The 17,211-nt window shown below is 59.0% G+C and carries 17 protein-coding genes; 11 read left to right on the top strand and 6 right to left on the bottom strand.

Annotated elements, in window-relative coordinates:
- Positions 1–278: 278 nt before the first annotated feature.
- Positions 279–686: a P27 family phage terminase small subunit gene (locus ACH196_RS33275; RefSeq protein WP_396651134.1), complete on the top strand. Its 408-nt coding sequence runs from the start codon at positions 279–281 to the stop codon at positions 684–686.
- Between the two features lie 110 nt (positions 687–796).
- Entirely contained in the window at positions 797–2,776 is a 1,980-nt protein-coding gene (locus ACH196_RS33270) for an AI-2E family transporter (protein ID WP_396651133.1), read from the top strand.
- Positions 2,777–3,046: 270 nt separating this feature from the next.
- On the opposite strand, the gene ACH196_RS33265 is transcribed toward ACH196_RS33270, so the two are convergent.
- From ACH196_RS33265 to ACH196_RS33255, 3 genes are all read right to left on the bottom strand, one after another.
- Positions 3,047–4,144: a sensor histidine kinase gene (locus ACH196_RS33265; protein WP_396651132.1), complete on the bottom strand. Its 1,098-nt coding sequence runs from the start codon at positions 4,142–4,144 to the stop codon at positions 3,047–3,049.
- 80 nt (positions 4,145–4,224) lie between these two features.
- The gene (locus ACH196_RS33260; protein ID WP_396651131.1) at positions 4,225–5,268 is read right to left on the bottom strand and encodes a sensor histidine kinase; all 1,044 of its coding nucleotides are present in this window, start codon (positions 5,266–5,268) and stop codon (positions 4,225–4,227) included.
- Positions 5,265–6,716 (bottom strand): ATPase domain-containing protein, encoded by a 1,452-nt coding sequence (locus ACH196_RS33255; protein WP_396651130.1) that lies wholly within the window; start codon positions 6,714–6,716, stop codon positions 5,265–5,267. Before ACH196_RS33255 ends, ACH196_RS33260 begins: the two co-directional genes overlap by 4 nt.
- A gap of 638 nt (positions 6,717–7,354) precedes the next feature.
- On the opposite strand from ACH196_RS33255, the gene ACH196_RS33250 reads away from it, so the two are divergent.
- From ACH196_RS33250 to ACH196_RS33225, 6 genes are all read left to right on the top strand, one after another.
- Entirely contained in the window at positions 7,355–8,212 is an 858-nt protein-coding gene (locus ACH196_RS33250; RefSeq protein WP_396651129.1) for a transglutaminase N-terminal domain-containing protein, read from the top strand.
- A gap of 88 nt (positions 8,213–8,300) precedes the next feature.
- Entirely contained in the window at positions 8,301–9,380 is a 1,080-nt protein-coding gene (locus tag ACH196_RS33245; RefSeq protein ID WP_396651152.1) for an AI-2E family transporter, read from the top strand.
- Positions 9,381–9,959: 579 nt separating this feature from the next.
- The gene (locus ACH196_RS33240) at positions 9,960–10,472 is read left to right on the top strand and encodes a phage terminase small subunit P27 family (RefSeq protein WP_396651128.1); all 513 of its coding nucleotides are present in this window, start codon (positions 9,960–9,962) and stop codon (positions 10,470–10,472) included.
- Positions 10,469–11,785, top strand: coding sequence for a site-specific DNA-methyltransferase (locus ACH196_RS33235; RefSeq protein WP_396651127.1), 1,317 nt, complete (start codon positions 10,469–10,471; stop codon positions 11,783–11,785). Before ACH196_RS33240 ends, ACH196_RS33235 begins: the two co-directional genes overlap by 4 nt.
- Positions 11,782–12,087 carry a hypothetical protein gene (locus ACH196_RS33230; RefSeq protein ID WP_396651126.1) on the top strand — a complete coding sequence of 102 codons (306 nt, stop codon included), beginning with the start codon at positions 11,782–11,784 and terminating at the stop codon, positions 12,085–12,087. Before ACH196_RS33235 ends, ACH196_RS33230 begins: the two co-directional genes overlap by 4 nt.
- On the top strand, positions 12,087–12,554 hold the full coding sequence (locus ACH196_RS33225) for a phage terminase small subunit P27 family (protein ID WP_396651125.1): 468 nt from the start codon (positions 12,087–12,089) through the stop codon (positions 12,552–12,554). The genes ACH196_RS33230 and ACH196_RS33225 overlap by 1 nt, the downstream gene beginning before the upstream one ends.
- Positions 12,555–12,620: 66 nt before the next feature.
- Here ACH196_RS33225 and ACH196_RS33220 read toward each other — a convergent pair whose 3' ends face one another.
- The 3 genes from ACH196_RS33220 to ACH196_RS33210 form a co-directional block, all read right to left on the bottom strand.
- A complete protein-coding gene (locus ACH196_RS33220) occupies positions 12,621–12,713 on the bottom strand; it encodes a BA14K family protein (protein ID WP_396651151.1) in 93 nt (30 codons plus the stop codon).
- Positions 12,714–12,911: 198 nt separating this feature from the next.
- Positions 12,912–13,259 (bottom strand): hypothetical protein, encoded by a 348-nt coding sequence (locus ACH196_RS33215; protein ID WP_396651124.1) that lies wholly within the window; start codon positions 13,257–13,259, stop codon positions 12,912–12,914.
- A 348-nt stretch (positions 13,260–13,607) separates the two neighbouring features.
- Positions 13,608–13,847 (bottom strand): DUF1236 domain-containing protein, encoded by a 240-nt coding sequence (locus tag ACH196_RS33210; RefSeq protein ID WP_396651123.1) that lies wholly within the window; start codon positions 13,845–13,847, stop codon positions 13,608–13,610.
- A 747-nt stretch (positions 13,848–14,594) separates the two neighbouring features.
- Between ACH196_RS33210 and ACH196_RS33205 the strand changes: the two genes are divergently transcribed.
- The 3 genes from ACH196_RS33205 to ACH196_RS33195 all read left to right on the top strand — a co-directional run bounded on the left by ACH196_RS33205 (position 14,595) and on the right by ACH196_RS33195 (position 17,107).
- On the top strand, positions 14,595–14,951 hold the full coding sequence (locus ACH196_RS33205) for a low affinity iron permease family protein (RefSeq protein ID WP_396651122.1): 357 nt from the start codon (positions 14,595–14,597) through the stop codon (positions 14,949–14,951).
- 260 nt (positions 14,952–15,211) lie between these two features.
- Complete coding sequence (locus ACH196_RS33200) at positions 15,212–16,594, top strand: sensor histidine kinase (protein WP_396651121.1); 1,383 nt, start codon at positions 15,212–15,214, stop codon at positions 16,592–16,594.
- An 84-nt stretch (positions 16,595–16,678) separates the two neighbouring features.
- The gene (locus tag ACH196_RS33195; RefSeq protein ID WP_396651120.1) at positions 16,679–17,107 is read left to right on the top strand and encodes a response regulator; all 429 of its coding nucleotides are present in this window, start codon (positions 16,679–16,681) and stop codon (positions 17,105–17,107) included.
- The last annotated feature ends 104 nt before the right edge of the window (positions 17,108–17,211 follow it).

Raw genomic sequence — 17,211 nt, 5'->3', positions numbered from 1 at the left:
CTCATTGCCTGCTTTTTAGAATCGCGGGACAATGCGTGTACCCAGGGGCGGGACCAGAAAAAACCAAAACCCTCGCCGTAGACCGACTGCTGGCCAAATTTTTGCCGCCGCGAAATTACCCGGCGGGGGTGTTTGTTCAGATGCGGGTCCGCCAGAAAGCGAAAGAATACCGGGACGTAAGCTAGCTCATCGCGGTTAAACAACCGGCAATCCAGTCGACTAACTGTGGTGGTCACACTCGGACCTTTTGCCCTTGGCCCTTGGGAGGGAGGGAACCGATGCGCGGTCGTAAACCCATCCCGACGAGGCTGAAGCTTGTAGCCGGCAATCCTGGCAAACGACCCCTCAATCGCCATGAGCCGACACCTGAAGGCGCGTTGCCGACCTGCCCGTCGCATCTGTGTCCCCCGGCCAAGGCTGAATGGAAACGGCTCATTCACGTCCTGCACCGGCTCGGAATGATGAGCCACCTCGATCGAGCGGCGCTGGCTGCCTATTACCAATCATACGGCAAGTGGGTGGAAGCGGAACGCAAGGCCAAGGAGACGCCGCCATTGCTGAAGACGCCGGGCGGACACATTCAGCCATCACCCTGGCTCGGCATCTCAATCATTCATGGAAACGGAGCTTGGGCTGCCGCCCTCGTCGCGTGCGACTATCGATGCTGGCGACGTGTTGAGCCTTAAGACGGAACGCGGTTTCGTTTGACCCGTTAGGAACTTCTGAGGGGGTCGCCTTGCGTTTGGTTTCGAGCGATCGCTTAAGTGCCGATGCTGTTGGCTCTCGAGGCTAGCCTGTGACCGAGAAAATTGAATTACGCCCCACGCTTGCGAACGGTAGCGCAGAGCAGACGACGTATCCTCCTCTGGTGGGCATCGTTGCAACGATAGCTGCGCTTTATTTCGGGCGGACTATTTTCCTGCCGCTTGCGACCGCAATACTTCTGACGTTCGCGCTGGCGCCGGCGGTGACAGCCTTACGAAAATTACGCATTCCACGGCCTATCGCAGTGGTATCGGTGGTCATAGGAGCCTTCGCGGCGATCGTGCTCTTCGGGATGATATTGGCAAGCCAACTTGGTAGCCTCGCGCAAAACCTGCCCCTCTATCAGAGGAACGTCGAGATCAAAATGCAGTCCATCATGGATGCAGATTTCGGCGAGGGGCTCTACAGTAGGGTCTCGAGGCTGTTTGAGAGGCTCGGCCGCCAGATCGAGGCAAACCAGCCTACTGACTCGGATAAAACGGTAGACCTCAATGATGCGCCATCTGTGCCCCCTCTTCCAGTGCAGGTCATCGAGCCTGCGCCTCAGCCTTTGCAGGTGCTCCAGACAATTGCAGGACCATTACTTGAGCCGCTTGCGACGGGGGGAATCGTCGTCGTAGTCGTAATCTTCATGTTGCTGAAGCGGGAAGATTTGCGCGACCGCTTTATCCGACTTGTGGGTAGCCGTGATATCCACCGCACGACCGAAGCAATAGAGGACGCCGGCAAGCGGGTCGGTGAATACCTCTTGATGCAGTTGGTTGTGAATGTCACTTATGCCATTCCAATCGGCATTGGCCTATGGCTCATAGGCGTTCCTAACGCTCCTCTTTGGGGCCTGGTAGCGTTGGTGCTTCGGTTCGTTCCGTTCATTGGGCCTGTCATCTCCTCGATCTTCCCGTTGACGCTGGCGATCGCGGTAGATCCGGGGTGGACCATGTTGCTGTGGACCGCAGCACTGTTTGCCGTTGTCGAACTCGCCAGCAATAACGCCATTGAACCTTGGCTATATGGCGCCCGCACGGGGCTTTCGCCTCTAGCTGTCATTTTAGCGGCAATCCTATGGACATGGTTGTGGGGGCCAGTCGGGTTGTTGCTGTCCACACCCCTAACCGTCTGTTTGGTGGTCCTCGGTCGCCATGTGCCACGTTTCGAGTTTTTGGAGGTGATGTTCGGAAACAAGCCCGTATTGGAGCCGCATCAGCAGCTCTACCAACGCTTGCTTGCAGGTGACCCAGACGAAGCGACAGAGCGCGCCGAAGCCTTCCTTGTGGACGATGATCTCATCACTTTCTACGAGACCGTTGCCATCCCGGCTCTGGGTGTGGGGGAGACAGACAGAGCGCGTGGCGTGATGACCGAGGAGCGCCGTAAGCGAGTGGCCGATAGCGCAATGGCACTCGTGGATAATCTGGAAGAATATGCGGTCGACGAAGTTCCCACCGACGTCATGGGTCGGCCCGCAGCTGCCGGCGATGTGGAGGCCCCCGCGGATGCCAATTCCCAGCTGAAGGCGCTCCCAGATGGTTCGGGCAAGACGGTGCTGTGTGTCGCGGGTCGTGGCGAATTGGATTTTGCTGCAATGGCTATGTTGAGCCAAGTTCTCACGTCACAGAAAGCGACAAGTCGATGTGTCGCCCACTCCGCCGTAGATCCATCGAAGATCAAGAATTTGGATATGACCGGCATCGACACCGTGGTCGTTGGTTATCTAAATCCGAAATCCACGATCCATGCCCGCTACTTGGTACGCAGGTTGAAACGCGCGAAAAAGTCCCTTCGAGTGGGCGTCGTATTTTGGATGCCTGCCGAAGACGCACTAAGCGATATCAAACTCACCGCTACAATCGGCTGCGATTTTGTCGCTCGCTCAGTGCGTGACGCCGTGGTGTCTGCACTCGACGCTGAAGTCGCTGCAGTTAGTGAGTCTATTTCCAGCAAAATCGTTCGGCGAAATTCGCGATCGCGGCCTCGCGCGAAGGAAAGCTCGTCGCTCACCAAGGGAGAGTAAGCATTGACAGCTATGAGGCCTAAGCGTGGCGTAGAGTGCGAAGGACAAACTTAGCCGAACAACATCTGAAGCGTCGCATGCGGCCAGCACGTTCTTTCTTTGCTCTACTTTTCAGGAAATTTCAGACATCCTAACACTACTTAGCTCGATCGTGAATCTCAACCGTCTATACCCTCCTCGTCGGGCGTACCACCCTCAGCCACCGTAGCGCGCTGAAGCGATGTCAATTTAAGAACAAATCGGTTTGGGCGCGTTGATTAGCGAATTCGGTCAGCCAGCCTTTGGCGGACCCGAGGCAGCTTCAGATCGCTTGAATACGATTGTCACGCGGGTGCCCTTTTCGGCGCTCGACTTCACCTCAAATTCGGCCTTGGCGTTTTCCGTCAGCGAACGTGCGATAAGCGCGCCGAGTTTGCCCTGCTTAGGCCAAGTGTCTCCCTCGGGGAGTCCGACCCCGTCATCCGCGACCACAACGCGGCAGCCGTCGCCGTTCACGATGCTATGCAAGGTAATGGTCCCACCGTCACGCCCTTGAAAGGCATGCTTGAGCGCGTTTGTGAGCAGTTCGTTCACCACCAGCCCGGTCGGCATGGCGACGTTTACCGACACCGGGTAAGTGTCGACCTTCATATCCAATCGGATGCCTTCCACCGCATGTGATGTCATCACGGCCGAAGCGATCTGGCTCAGATAGACGCCAAGATCCACCTCATCTTTTTGGCCGTCGCCAGACAGCGTTTGGTAAAGGATTGCAAGCGCATCGACACGCCCCGCTAGCCGCTCGAACCTCTTATGGTCTGAATCGGCTGCATTGCGGGTCTCCATCCGGATGAGGGCCGTAATCATTTGAAGGTTGTTTTTGACGCGGTGCTGAAGTTCGCGCAGCAGCGTGTCCTTTTCGCGGACACGGTCCTCGACGTCGCGCGTCTCGCTCTCCCCGTGCGCCGAGACGTCAACCAACGCAACCAGCCGGAAGCAAAGCTTGCCGTCGTCGTCCTCGATCACATTCGAATAAACGTCGACCACCGGTGACTTGGCTTCGCCCCGCTCCAGGCGGAACGTCCCCACGAAATCAGTTTCCTCGACCACCGCGTTAACCAGCGCCTGATCTTTTCGCTCGCCGACCCCGGTTCCGGCGAGCGAGGACCAGTTGTCCTGCGCAAGTTTTGCCGCAGCGATGCCCGAGAGCCTCTCGAACTCTGGGTTTGCATAGACAACCCGTTCTACCCCTCCCAAATCGGAAACAGCGATTGCGATGGGTACCTGGTCAAGAAACTTCTTGAATTGTTCGCTTTCGAGGGCGCTCGCGAGATCGGGCGTATCGAGCAACTTTTCGACCGTCTCTGCCGTGTCGGTGTTGGATGTCATGGGCCGTTCCTAGCTTTCGGCCACCCTTATCAACGATAGGTCTCCCCCGCCATAGCAGAGCCTGATCGTGCGGAGGAGCCTCAGGAGTACGAGGGGACCAGCCTGGTGTCGCGAAGCGGAAGGGCCATGGTGAAGCGCAGGCCGCCTGGATGGTAGTGGAGTGCAACTTTGGCATCGCACTGCACCGCAACCACCTTCTCTAATAATATAGTACCAAACCCCCGTCGCTTCGGTGGATGGACTTCTGGTCCGTTGTGCTCCTGCCAATCCAGATTGACCTGACGTATAGGGCCGGAATCGTCAATCGTCCAACGCACGTCGAGACGACCGCGCGAAGTCGACAGCGATCCGAATTTGGATGAGTTGGAGGCAAGTTCGTGGAACGCCATCCCGACAGGTATCGCTATGTCGGCCACGAGCGCGACCTCTGGACCATCTAACAGGATTCGCGGCTGATCCGGCGTGTCGTAATGGCGCAACTCCCCCAGCAGCAGTCGCTGCAGCGAGGCCGTTTGCCAGTAATCGTCGGTCAGCATTGAATGCGTCTCGGCGAGCGACACGATCCTGGCTGAGAAGTCCCGAACGAAGCCGTCGACGCTGTCGCTCGAGCGAGCCGTGGCGCCCATCATCGCCCGCACATTTGCCAAGGTGTTTTTGACCCGATGATGCAGTTCGCGGATCAGGAGGCGCTGGCGATCGGCAACTTCCTGCTTCTGTTCGATGTAGGACTTCACTTCGAGCTGCCGGTCACGGGCTCGCACGGCGGATCGAACCGAATTTGTGAGGCTCGACGCCAGGAAGGGTCGTTCGAGCACGATCAGGTACCGGTCGAGAAATGTCAGGCGCTTGTCGACCTCCTTTCCTCGCATAACCAACAACACGATTGGGAAATCGGACCACGCAGGCTGATTGTCGAGCCAACTCGCAAACTCGTTGCGATCGGCACTGGTCAAGGCTTCCTCGGTGACTACCAGGCAGTGCGCATCCTCGAGAAGCGGCAGCGTCTCTTCAAGAGTGCCGCATATCCGAGCGCGGATGTTGCCGGTAGCCAGAATAGCGCTAGCAATTTGCGCATCTCGTCCGACAGGAGCAAGCACGAGAGCGACGGGCTCCGGGAACGTCATGGCTTTTCGTCGGCTAGAAGGTCGGTATGCTTGCCTTCATAAGACGGGACCCCGGTTAGAATTCCGTGGAACTGGGCGAGAGGCTCACCGACATTCACACCACCGCCAGTGATCCGAAACTCGCGGATTGTATCCTCATGTGGCCCGACGCGCTTCTTGACGACTGAAATGGCACGTCGAACTCGGCCGCCGCTTTCAAAAAACCGAAGGAGCATGACTGAATCACAGAGGTAGGTCATGTCGACCGGGGACACCATCTGTCCGATCAATCCGTGATTGGCCAGCAGTAGTATTGTCACCACGCCCTTCTGGTTGAGATACGTCAGAATCTCATGCATCTGCAGGACCAGATGCTGCTCTTCCGACATCGCGTTGAGGTAGCCAGTCAAGCTGTCGATAACGACGATCCTGGCGTCGAGGCGCTCGACCGCAGACTGTATCCGCGCCGACAACTCGCCAGGAGACAATTCCGCCGGATCAATTTGTTCCAGGATCAGGTCGCCGGTCTCAAGGAACGGCCCGAGATCCATTCCCAACCCCGCCGCCCGCGCGAGGAAAATCCGCTTCGTCTCGTCAAAAAGCAGCACGAGCACCCGTTCTGCACGACCAAGCGCCGCATGGCAGTACGATGCCGCGATCGTCGATTTGCCCACGCCGGAGGGGCCCATCACCAGCGTGCTGGTACCGCGGTCGAGGCCGCCGCCAAGCAGGATGTCCACCGCGTTCCCGCTGGATGCGGGCGACCCGCGGGTGGCCTCTTCGTGGTCCGAGGCGACGAGACGCGGGAAGACGATCACACCGCCCGGCCGAATCACGAAATCATGGAAGCCGCCACGGATCTGCACACCGCGCATCTTGATGACGCGCAGTCGCCGACGCTCGCCCCCGTAGACGGGCGTAAGCTGCTCCATGCGAATGACGCCGTGACTGATCGAGTGCAGGTTGAGATCGTCCTGCTCTGCGGTAAGGTCGTCGAGCAGCAGCACGGTCGCATGGTTGAGCAGGAAGAAGCTCTTCAGAGCCAACACCTGCCGGCGGTATCGCAACGATCCCTGCGACAGGAGACGGATTTCCGACAGGGAGTCGAACACCACCCGGTCCGGCTTAATGCGTTCGATCTCAGCCAGTGCCGCGTTGACCGTCTCGCCCAATTCAAGGTCAGACGAGTGAACCAGCGTCTGCAACTGGGACGGGTCGAGACTGAGTTCCGGCGGCACCAGTTCGAGAATCTCGACACCAGTCAGATCCCAGCCATGTCGGTCTGCAACCGAAAGGAGTTCGCGCTTGCTCTCCGAAAGGGTAATGTAGAGGCATTTCTCGCCGCGTAACGTGCCCTCGATCAGAAATTGCAAGCCGAGTGTGGTCTTGCCTGATCCTGGCCTACCCTCAACCAAATGAGAGCGGTACTTCGCGTAGCCGCCTCGAAGCACGTAGTCGAGACCAGCCACTCCAGTAGCGATAGGTGATGCATCTTCGCTGAACACGTCGCCCCCAACCTTTTGCTGCGGAAACGTAAACGACCGCGATTTCAGGTAGTTCCATTGACGGCCCCGATCGCGCCGTTGTGACGTCGGAAAGCCTGTGGTAGCGGAAGGGCGACTTCCACAGTGCTCCGGAAGCTGACACGGCTAGCGGCCCCGAACCCGCCGGTCGGCAGCGCGCCGTATCTTCGCCGTTTGTGGCTGTGAGCCGTCGCCAAAAAGCAAACCTAAAAGGCTATGTGGCGGATTGCCTAACGCAGAACTCCCGCTGAGCTTGAGGACCAGAGCGTCACCCTTCAGGTTCTTGCGTTCACCGAACTTGGCCTTCGAGGAAATTGGCCTTTGAGGCCATCATGCACGAGAGCGCCACTCATGAGCAGTTCAGGGGAACCTTAGGTCGCCCGCTGGGTTTTGATCGAGGCGATATCCTTTGCTTCTCCGCGCAGATTTGGCCGGACGCGCTTCAGAAGCGCAGAAAGCACTAAGATGAAGACCATTCAGCGCCAGCCCTCGTATTGGGTCTTGCTCTTTGGATCAATGCAAACAAAGCGCCTGCGGCCTAACTGCCCATAGCAAGCGAAGCTCGAGCTGATGGGGCCGCATCGATGAAGCTGACGGTACACCACGAAACGACGTACCGGTACGCACGTCCCGTCGAGCTCCAGCCCCACCGTATGATGCTCCGACCCCGCGGCAGCCACGAGATTGCAGTGCTGGCAAGTTCGCTTAACTGCTCGCCGGAGGCGGAGTTAGACTGGTCACAAGATGTTTTCGGCAATTTGACCGCGACGGCAACGTTCGCGCGGCCTACGGCCGAACTTGTGATCATCAACGATCTGACGGTCGAGCATTCCGCGGCGCCATGGCCGATCTTCCGGATCGCGCCGGAAGCACATTCGTTTCCGTTCGAATATTCGGCCGACGATCTTGTAGCTCTTGGAAGCCTCGTAGTCCTTGAAAGTGACGATCCCGAAGGCACGCTGGGCGGATGCGCCAAGGCCTTCGTTCACGGCAGGTCGACAGACACGCTCTCTCTGCTTAAAGACATGAATTCCGGCATGCTCGATACAGTGGCTTACCGAACTCGCGATGAGGAGGGTACGCAGACGCCACTTGAGACCCTTTCTCTTGCGAGCGGCTCCTGTAGGGACATAGCTGCGCTCTTCATCGAGGCTGCCCGTCTTCTCGGCGTGGGCGCTCGGGCCGTCTCAGTCTACCAATTCGATGCTGATGCATCCCCGGGCGGTGGGGGTTCGACACATGCATGGGCTGAGATTTACCTGCCTGGTTCGGGATGGATCGCCTTCGACCCGACACATCGTCGCGTAGGGAATGCTAACCTCGTTCCGGTAGCGGTGGCTCGCAGCAATCGACAGATCATGCCGATCATCGGGGGTTACGCAGGCCGGCCGGAAGATTTCTTTTCTATGGACGTGACGGTTCATGTCACGCAGCAGGAATAGTCGCAGTTCTATCGGCACGAGGCTTTCGAAGTATCGTTGACGCCATGTTCAGTTAGATTGGACTGGGAAGCGAGACTGCAAGGTGGACATGATGGTGTTTAACCCGTCGGTCGAGCGGATCTTGGGGACTGGCGCACTTGTGCTTCTCGGCCTCGGCTGCATTGTGGTGCTCTGGCCATTTCTCTCCTCCCTGACCTGGGCGGCGGTACTCTGCTTTTCCACTTGGCCAATCTACACTTGGTGGGAGCGCCTTCTTGGAGGAAGGAGGACGCCTGCGGCGCTTCTAATGACCCTACTTGTAGCAGCGGTTGTAGTGGCGCCGTTTGCGATCTTGGTGGCCACGCTGGCCGATAGCGTAGCCATCGTCGCGCACACCGTGAACAGCCTGCTTGAGCGAGGCCCACCTACGCCGCCCGGTTGGGTAGCGAAAATTCCACTCATCGGTGAACGCCTGGCGCTCTACTGGCAAGGCTTGGCCTATAATGCACCGGCCTTCCTCGTCGAGTTGACCAAGCTTGTACGCCCTGCGACAGACATTGCTGTGGCTAGCGGTGCGGTTCTGGGCGTGGGACTCCTCGAATTGGCGCTAAGCGTGTTCATCGCGTTCTTTTTTTATAGGTACGGCCGCCAGATGGCAGCTTCCGTGCGGGGTAGTTCAGAGCGGATCGGTGGGCCTCGTGCACGGCATCTGCTCTCAGTTGTGAGCTCAACCGTGACAGGAGTCGTTTACGGCGTAATCGGGACTGCAATCGCGCAAGGACTGCTGGCTGGGCTTGGATTTTGGATCGCAGGTGTGCCTCAGGCTCTGCTACTCGGTTTTCTCACCTTTCTTCTGTCGTTCATTCCCGCCGCTCCTCCGCTGGTTTGGGGGTCCGCGTCGCTCTGGCTGTTCTTTCAGGGCGAGGTCGCCTGGGGCATCTTCGTTGCTGCTTGGGGTTTGCTGCTGGTTAGCAGCATCGACAACGTATTGAGACCCTATCTTCTCACACAAGCGAATAGCCTGCCCGTGCTGCTCAGTTTCTTTGGCTTCCTCGGCGGCATTTTGGCCTTCGGCTTCATAGGTGTGTTCCTCGGTCCAGTGCTCTTGGCGGTGGGATACAGCCTGTTCCTTGAATGGCAGGCGGCCGGCAATCGGCACAGTGGCGCCCCTCGTGACCAATCCAGCTGACAGGATGGCGGATACTTATCAGAAAGTGACCAGCCGGCGTTTTGGCGCATTGCCTTAAGTGCCAGTGAGTAGAACCCAAGATCCCCAACCGGGCGTCACAAATTTGGGACGGCTCCAGTACAAGCCGGCGCAATGGCCTACTGGGCCTGGTTGTGCAAGCCGGTCGTCGATCAACAATGACCAGCTTCCGCTACCGCCTCATTCCAGACCTACGGCGGGGGTCGAGGAGCGCACTGCTCCTAATGTCGTTACGCCGCCCCTCGCCGTCGGCTCGCTGCGTACTCCTGCGTACAAATGTCGGAAAATGTCAGGATATCATGGCGTTAGCTGCCGTGGTAGAATCCGCATCGTAGTCATCCCCCTGGCGAACGGACACACCGCCAATGACCCGGGGGGGCGGTCAGAAGCTGGTAGGGATCGAACCCTAGACCCGGCCCGCTGCTTCGTACGCACTGCCGCGAAATTGTGGATGGGGTATCTGCCCATGAACGCACCACCCAGAACCGCAGAAATCAGCCATTCTGGCCCTAACATTGAGGCGGATCACACCGCGATCCAGTCGACAAAGTCGGGGGTTGAATGGGCCAGACCGACGAGGTGTTGGCTCTGATGCGCGGCAGAAAACCTCGTCCGACCGTGCTCAAGCTGGTGATGGGCAATCCCGACAAGCGCTCCCTCAATTCAAACGAGCCGAAGCCGGCGAACATGATCCCAACCTGTCCAGCCCATTTGTCGCCGACTGCCAAATCCGAATGGAAGCGGCTGGTTCGCCATCTGCATGAGATGGGGTTGATGAGCCAACTCGATCGTTCGGTCCTTGCCGTCTACTGCCAGACCTATGGCCGCTGGGTGGAGGCGGAGCGCAAGCTCAAGGAAACACCCCCGCTGTTGAAGACGCCCGCCGGCTACGTCCAGGTCTCGCCCTGGCTGACGATCTCCCACAAGTGCGTCGAGTTGATGCACAAGTACCTGACTGAACTCGGTCTGTCGCCGGCGTCGCGAAGCCGTGTGGCGGTGCCGAAACCCGGCCCGCCGCCCTGGGAGTTCTGCAGCGCGGAAGAGGACGAGATTACCCGCAGGTACATGTCATGACCGCCAATCCAGGTCTCATAGGCGGCGGTGGGTCCGATGGTGTCGGAATGCCACGGCTGGCTGTCGAATACCGCCCGGTCTCGGCGCTGATCCCGTATGCGCGCAATGCTCGGACGCATTCGGAACGACAGGTGGCCGAGATCGCAGCTTCGATTCGAGAGTTCGGCTGGACGAACCCAATCCTTGTTGATGGCGACAACGGCCTTATCGCCGGACACGGGCGGCTGCTGGCGGCGCGAAAGCTCAGCATGACAGACGTGCCAGTCATCGAACTCGCCGGGCTGAGCGAGGCGCAGAAACGGGCGCTTGTCCTGGCTGATAACCGACTTGCCCTGAGCGCCGGCTGGGACATCGACCTGCTCGGCGTCGAACTGGCCGATCTGCAATCCATGGGCTTTGATCTGGCTCTCACCGGATTTGGCGAGGAGGAGGTTTCTTCGCTGCTTGCGCGTGGCACGGCAGGCCTCACCGATCCCGATGAAGTTCCCGAAACTCCGAAACAGCCTGTCACTCGGTCGGGTGATCTATGGTTGCTTGGAAAACACCGGCTGATTTGCGGCGACAGCACAAGTGCAGGAGACGTCGAGCAGGTGCTGTCGGGGGTGAAGCCGCACCTGTGCGTGGTTGATCCACCGTATGGCGTTGCCTATGATCCGGCATGGCGCAGCCAGCTTCCCGACCATGCCGGTGTCGACCTTGCCCGCGGCACAGTGCTCAACGACGACCGCTCTGACTGGCGCGAGGCATGGGCGCTGTTTCCCGGTGATGTCATCTACGTCTGGCACGGCGCCCTGCATGCCGCCACCGTGGCCGAAAGCCTGGAAGCCTGCGGCTTTTCCATCCGCTCGCAGATCGTCTGGGACAAGACCCGGCTGGTGATCGGCCGGGGTGATTACCACTGGCAGCATGAACCCTGCTGGTACGCGGTCAGGACGGGCAAGAAGGGCCATTGGTCTGGCGACCGCAAGCAGACGACGGTCTGGCAGATCCCACATAGGAAATCCGAGAGCGGTCACGGCACCCAGAAACCGGTCGAGTGCATGAAGCGGCCGATCGAGAACAATTCTTCGCCAGGCCAGGCGGTCTACGAACCCTTCTGTGGCTCCGGCACCACCATCATCGCCGCCGAGATGACAGGCCGTGTCTGCCATGCCATCGAACTCAACCCTGCCTATGTCGATGTGGCCATCACCCGCTGGCAGGATTTTACCGGCGAGGCCGCGATACTGGAGGCAACCGGCCAGAGCTTTGAGGAAGTGCAGGCGGAGCGGATTGGCGACGCCGACCGGGTTCTTGACGAGATCCGGTCATGACGACGCTTTCACCGCTACACAACGGCAGCCAGTCGCGCACGGGTTCCTTCGTCGAGGCCCTCGCCAACGTCATCGCCGGCTACATCATTGCCATCATCGTGCAGCGGCTCGCCTATCCGCTATTCGGCATCGAAACGACACTGGCCACTGACGGTCTGATCGCGGCCATCTTCACCGCTGCCTCGCTGGCCCGCTCCTATGTGCTGCGACGCTTCTTCCAGCATCTCGCTGATGCCGACAAGCAGCACGATCTGCAGGGCAGCGAGCGCCTGAGGCAGCGCCTTGCCCGGAGACATCTGTGATGCGTGGACGCAAGCCGAAACCGCAGCTCTACCTCGTCGACAGCGATGAGGGTCCCAATTCGAAATCCCGGCGCAAACCAAAGCCGCCGACCTGTCCTGCGCATCTGAGCCCAACCGCCAAGACGGAATGGAAACGGATCGCATCGACGCTGCATCTGCGCGGAATCATCGGTGACAACGACCGCGCGGTTCTCGCCGCCTATTGCCAATCTTACGCACGTTGGGTGGAAGCCGAGCGCAAGCTTGCCGAGACGCCGCTGCTGATCAAGCTGCCATCTGGCTACATCCAGCAGTCGCCCTGGCTGGCGATAGCCACGAAGCAACTGGAGATCATGCACAAATACGCCGCAGAACTTGGGCTCTCCCCAGTCTCACGCAGCCGCGTCACCAAGCTGCGCTCGCATGAGCAGAAGCCGTGGGAGTTCGGTAGTCGGCCAGCGGATGCGTATTTGAAGCCGAGGCGCTAAGCTTCACCTGAATTATTCCTCCACGGCAGGTAACAATGTTCTGGCCGCTCCGGTACGCCACGTAGATTATTCGCACTGCTGGCGCGATCTGCGTCCATGAGGCTGATAGGAGTTGTCTTCTGGATTGTAGGACCGGTAGCGTGCGAAGCACGATGCGATATGTCTTGAATTGGTGTAGGCCGTGGGCTCGTCCTCGGTTACAGCGTACGCAAGATAGGTCTCATCCAGAGTCGGCTCCGCAGCGTCAAGTGATTTGTCGTCGGTACTGCTGGATCCCGCATCGAACGGAGAGACGCATTCTTTCCGGGCGCCGCTGTATGACCTGTAGCTGTTGTCCTGAGGCCGATACGATCGATACTAATCGGTGCACCATTGCATGTGCGCCATATCCGTGGCTTCAGCGGGTTCCGGTTCAACGGGAGTTTCGGATGTTCGATCCGGAATTGAGCCCGTCGCAGTCATGTCAACCGGCGGAGTCTCCACACTCTTTCCTGTGACGGCACTGCGGGTCGAGGATCTGGCAGGTAGGCGCTTCGCGGGCTCGGCAAAGGCTGGGGTTTGTTCAACGGTCCAGCGCGACGCCTTGTTAAGTTCCCAGTATGGAACGGGCTCGGCGGTCGTGAAGTAGATCGCGAAGATTGCCCCGGTGGCAAATATTGCGAGTGTTAAGACGAAGCCGCTCAGCCCGGCAAGAAATAGTTTCATGCTGCGTATCTCCCGCTTCGATCGTCAAAATGCGGCGGCCTCGGTCCGGTCTGGGCGGGATACAGCCGGATGTTCATCGTAAGGGGCGCTCACGTTCTAAGATCGTCGCGCAGTTTGGACAGGTTACCTCACGATTGCGCAGGAGATTGGCTGCTGCCGGTATGTCGCCCCCGCCACAGCGCTTCCACAAAACCTTCCCTTTGTTGGGTGTATCCGTTTCTTCAACGACATGAATCAAACCGTGAAGGTCAACGGCGGTGAACAAGTTCGCGCTGACCTCTTTTTTTGTCATTGAGGTGCCCTCTGCGTTCAAACCTCGGCCCGGAGGCCGAGGTTGAGCCGTCCCGATCAGTCCATCACATGGATGATCTTGTGGGTTGCGGGATCGACCACCACCGTCCGGTTGTCGACGATCGTGTAGCGATAGTTCTGGTCGGGAACCTCGTACAATTCCACGGTGTCGGGGACCGTGTTGCCGACGTTCAGCTCCACACCCAGCAACTGGATCGAAGCGATCGGCTTCTTCTTCACATATTCCCGAACGACCGTTTCCTGTTCCGGCTTGAACACGACGACGTCGTCAGCCATCGCGGAACCTGCAAATGTAGCCAGGGCCAGGCCGGCGACAGCGCTTGTGAAATATCTCATAGCAATGTCCTTTTTGGAGGATAAAGCTTCGATCACGTCGAAGCGATAACCAACGGGGGCTGGAGCTTGATGTTCCTCTATGGGACTTCAGGCCCATGGCTGTTGGACTAAAGGCCCAATCGTCCAATGCATTGGTCCGCCCGGCTCAACACTCAGGAACGTTCCGGAGCCGCATTCCGTTGGCCCGGCACGCTATAGGAGGCGAACTGGACAACAGTATTTACCAGGCGCGATGGCTTTTCTTCCCGGTTATCGCAGTCGATTGTGCGTTCCTGAGCCTGGGGATGATTGTCGGTTGAGTTCACAGTTTCACAGATGCGCAGGTGCAGTCCCTCACTGCGCCGACAGGCCCTTCGGCCAGAGGCAAGCTGAAGATTGTTACCCGTCGCCGGGCCTCTCTCTCTATCTCTTCTCGGCGACGGGTGCACCTTGGAGATTGGCATATGCAGTCCGGCCGTGAAGCACAGGCATTTCGACCCGATGAGGTTAGGCTCCTCCAGGAGTGCTTTGACGTGATCGTGGCAACGCATTTCCTTGACTCGCGATCGGAGAGGTCGGAGGAAATTGCAAGTGCCCTCATCCTGGCTTTCAAGCGCGGCGTCAGAGATCGCGATGAGCTTATTCAGCTAGCCGACTTGCCAGACCGGTCAACCCACGCGTCCGAAATCTAACGTTGAGACGACAGCTATGCGCCCTGACCCGCATCTATTCCGAGCAGCCGACTTCCTCAGCAGGCCACCGGGTTTCTACTTCATTCTGATATTGATGATCGGATGCACGCTCCTCGTCCCCCTTGGGTGGACTGATGTCGTCACCTTCGGCCTCAGCGTCGCGGCAATCGTCATCACAGGCGTTGTGCTCGTCCAAGGTTATCGCGACACCGCCGCGATCCACGCGAAGCTCGACGAGATAATCGTCGCTATGAAGGAGACACGAAACGACGTCGTCGGCCTGGAGCATGAAGATCCCAAACACATCCGAGAAACGGTGCGTCGGTTGGAACGTGAGGCCCACCAGATGCCGCCATGGCCAGTAGATGATTAGGCGGGCTCCGCAGGTTCCTGGACGTTCGAAGTGCGGTCACCTTAGCCCCGACTTCAAGCATCGGCAGGCCTTTTGCTGACGTGGAACCACTCTGTGGCGTAAGCCGTTCAAATAGGGCGATTTCTGTTCCAGCTAAGACGATCGAAAAGGCGACGACCACGGTGATTGGGCAGGGGCAGAGCATTGTTCAATTGCCTTCCAGAACGGGGACCGCTGAGCGTCCCCGGGTGGGCAACCCCGGGACCGAGTTTTTCAGGCGATTGGCCGCCCGGGTAAGCGGACTTTCGCTTGCGGTCCAGTTCTTCGTTGTCGGCGGCTTGGTCTCGCTGCTGGCCATGTTAATGGTCGGCGCCGTAGTTACCACACTGATCGAGAGGGCGGTTACGCGGAATGCAGGCGCCACGACGGCCCTTTATGTCGACAGCGTGATTGCCCCTCTGCTCCCCGACATGCGCAATACGCAGGTGTTGGACGACGCAGCGCGGCAGGCGCTCGATGAAACCTTGGGACAAGGGGCGCTCGGGCGGCGTCTTGCGGCGATGCGCCTGTGGTCCCGCGACGGGACCATCCTCTATGCCGAAGACGAGTCGTTGATTGACCGTCGCTTTGTGCTGACGCCCGACATCAAAAGCGCCTTTGCGGGAAACATGGTGGTGAACTATGACCGCTTCGATATCCTCGACAAAGATATGATGGAACCCTCGGGTCCCCTGCTCGAAATCTACAACCCGATCCTACAACCTTGGTCCGGCGATGTGGTGGCAGTGATCGAGTTCTACGAGTATGCCCACGACTTCGAAGCGACGCTGCAGAATGCGCGGCTGCGAAGCTGGCTGGCGGTGGCGGGCGTGACCGTCGCCTTCTTCCTGGCCCTCTATGCCGTTGTGGTACGGGGCAGCCGCACCATCGATCGGCAAGCCAGGGACCTCAGCAGGCGCGTCGGAGAGCTGACGACACTGCTTGATCAGAACCGCGCCTTGCACCAGCGCGTACAGACCGCGACGCAACGCACAACGGCGCTCAATGAAAGTTATCTGCGGCGGCTGGCGGCCGATCTGCATGACGGCCCGACGCAGTTCGTCGCGTTGGCCTCGATGCGCCTCGACAGCGAGACGGTACTGGGCAAGCATATCCCACACGACAAGCGTGAGAGCGAGGTTTCGTCGATCCGCGCCAGCCTGGAGGAAGCGCTTCAGGAAATCCGCGACATCTGCAACGGTCTCGTGCTTCCACAAATCGAGATGGCCGACCTGCCGGAGATTATTGGACACGCCATCGTCGCCTATGAGCGGCGCACAGGAATGCAGGTCGAGCAGCGGCTTGACCCGGTCACTCCGGCGCTGCCGATCTCCGAACGGATCTGCATTTATCGCTTCTTGCAGGAAGCGCTCAACAACGGCTATCGCCACTGTCGCGGCGCCTCCCAGATAGTGACGATGACTTGTGATAAGGACAAGGTCGTCGTCGCGGTATCGGATGAAGGGCCGGGTTTCGATCCCGACGGGGTTGCGCCCGAGAGCCTTGGTCTGGCTGGTCTGCGAGAACGGGTCAAAAGCCTGGGTGGGAGTTTTGACCTGGACACGTCGGAGAAAGGCACAGTCCTTACGGTCACTCTTAACCTCAAAGAACCGGCGCCGTCATGACGCGGCCAATCACTATCGGAGTCGTCGACGACCACCCCTTGTTTCGGGAAGGCGTAATACGCAGTCTAGCCGAGACGGGGCGCTTTGAGGTCGTGGCGGCCGGCTGCAACCGCCGAAGATGCCCTGCGTATTGCGGAGGACCAACGGCCCGACATCTTGCTGATCGACCTTTCAATGCCAGGCGGCGGCCACAACGCCATTAAACCGATACTGACCCGCAATGCCTGTCAATGCATCGTCGTGTTGACGGCATCCGAAAGCAGCGACGATGTTATCGCCGCGCTCAATGCCGGGGTGAAGGGCTACGTGCTCAAGGGTATAGGCTCGCGCTCGCTGGCGGAGATTCTTTCAGCCGTGAACGAAGGCGAGACTTACGTGTCTCCAAGCATGTCGGCGCATCTCCTTTCTGCACTCGCAGGTACGAGCCGATCAGGTAATGTGACTGATCCCATTGGGACATTGAGCGATCGCGAGCGCGAGGTGTTGAGGCTAGCGTCCGTTGACAAAGGTTGACTGGAGAATCCGGTTTTGATTCAAGGCTTCTTTTTGGAGGCAGCCTTGGGCGAACGTGTTGGTCTGACGGACGAGGAATGGGAACTGATCGGGCCTTTGCTGCC

The sequence above is a fragment of the Mesorhizobium sp. IMUNJ 23232 genome (assembly GCF_044326205.1).
Classification (GTDB): Bacteria; Pseudomonadota; Alphaproteobacteria; order Rhizobiales; family Rhizobiaceae; genus Kumtagia.
Note: the sequence above shows the minus strand (reverse complement) of the source record. Positions and strands in the feature narration are given on the sequence as shown.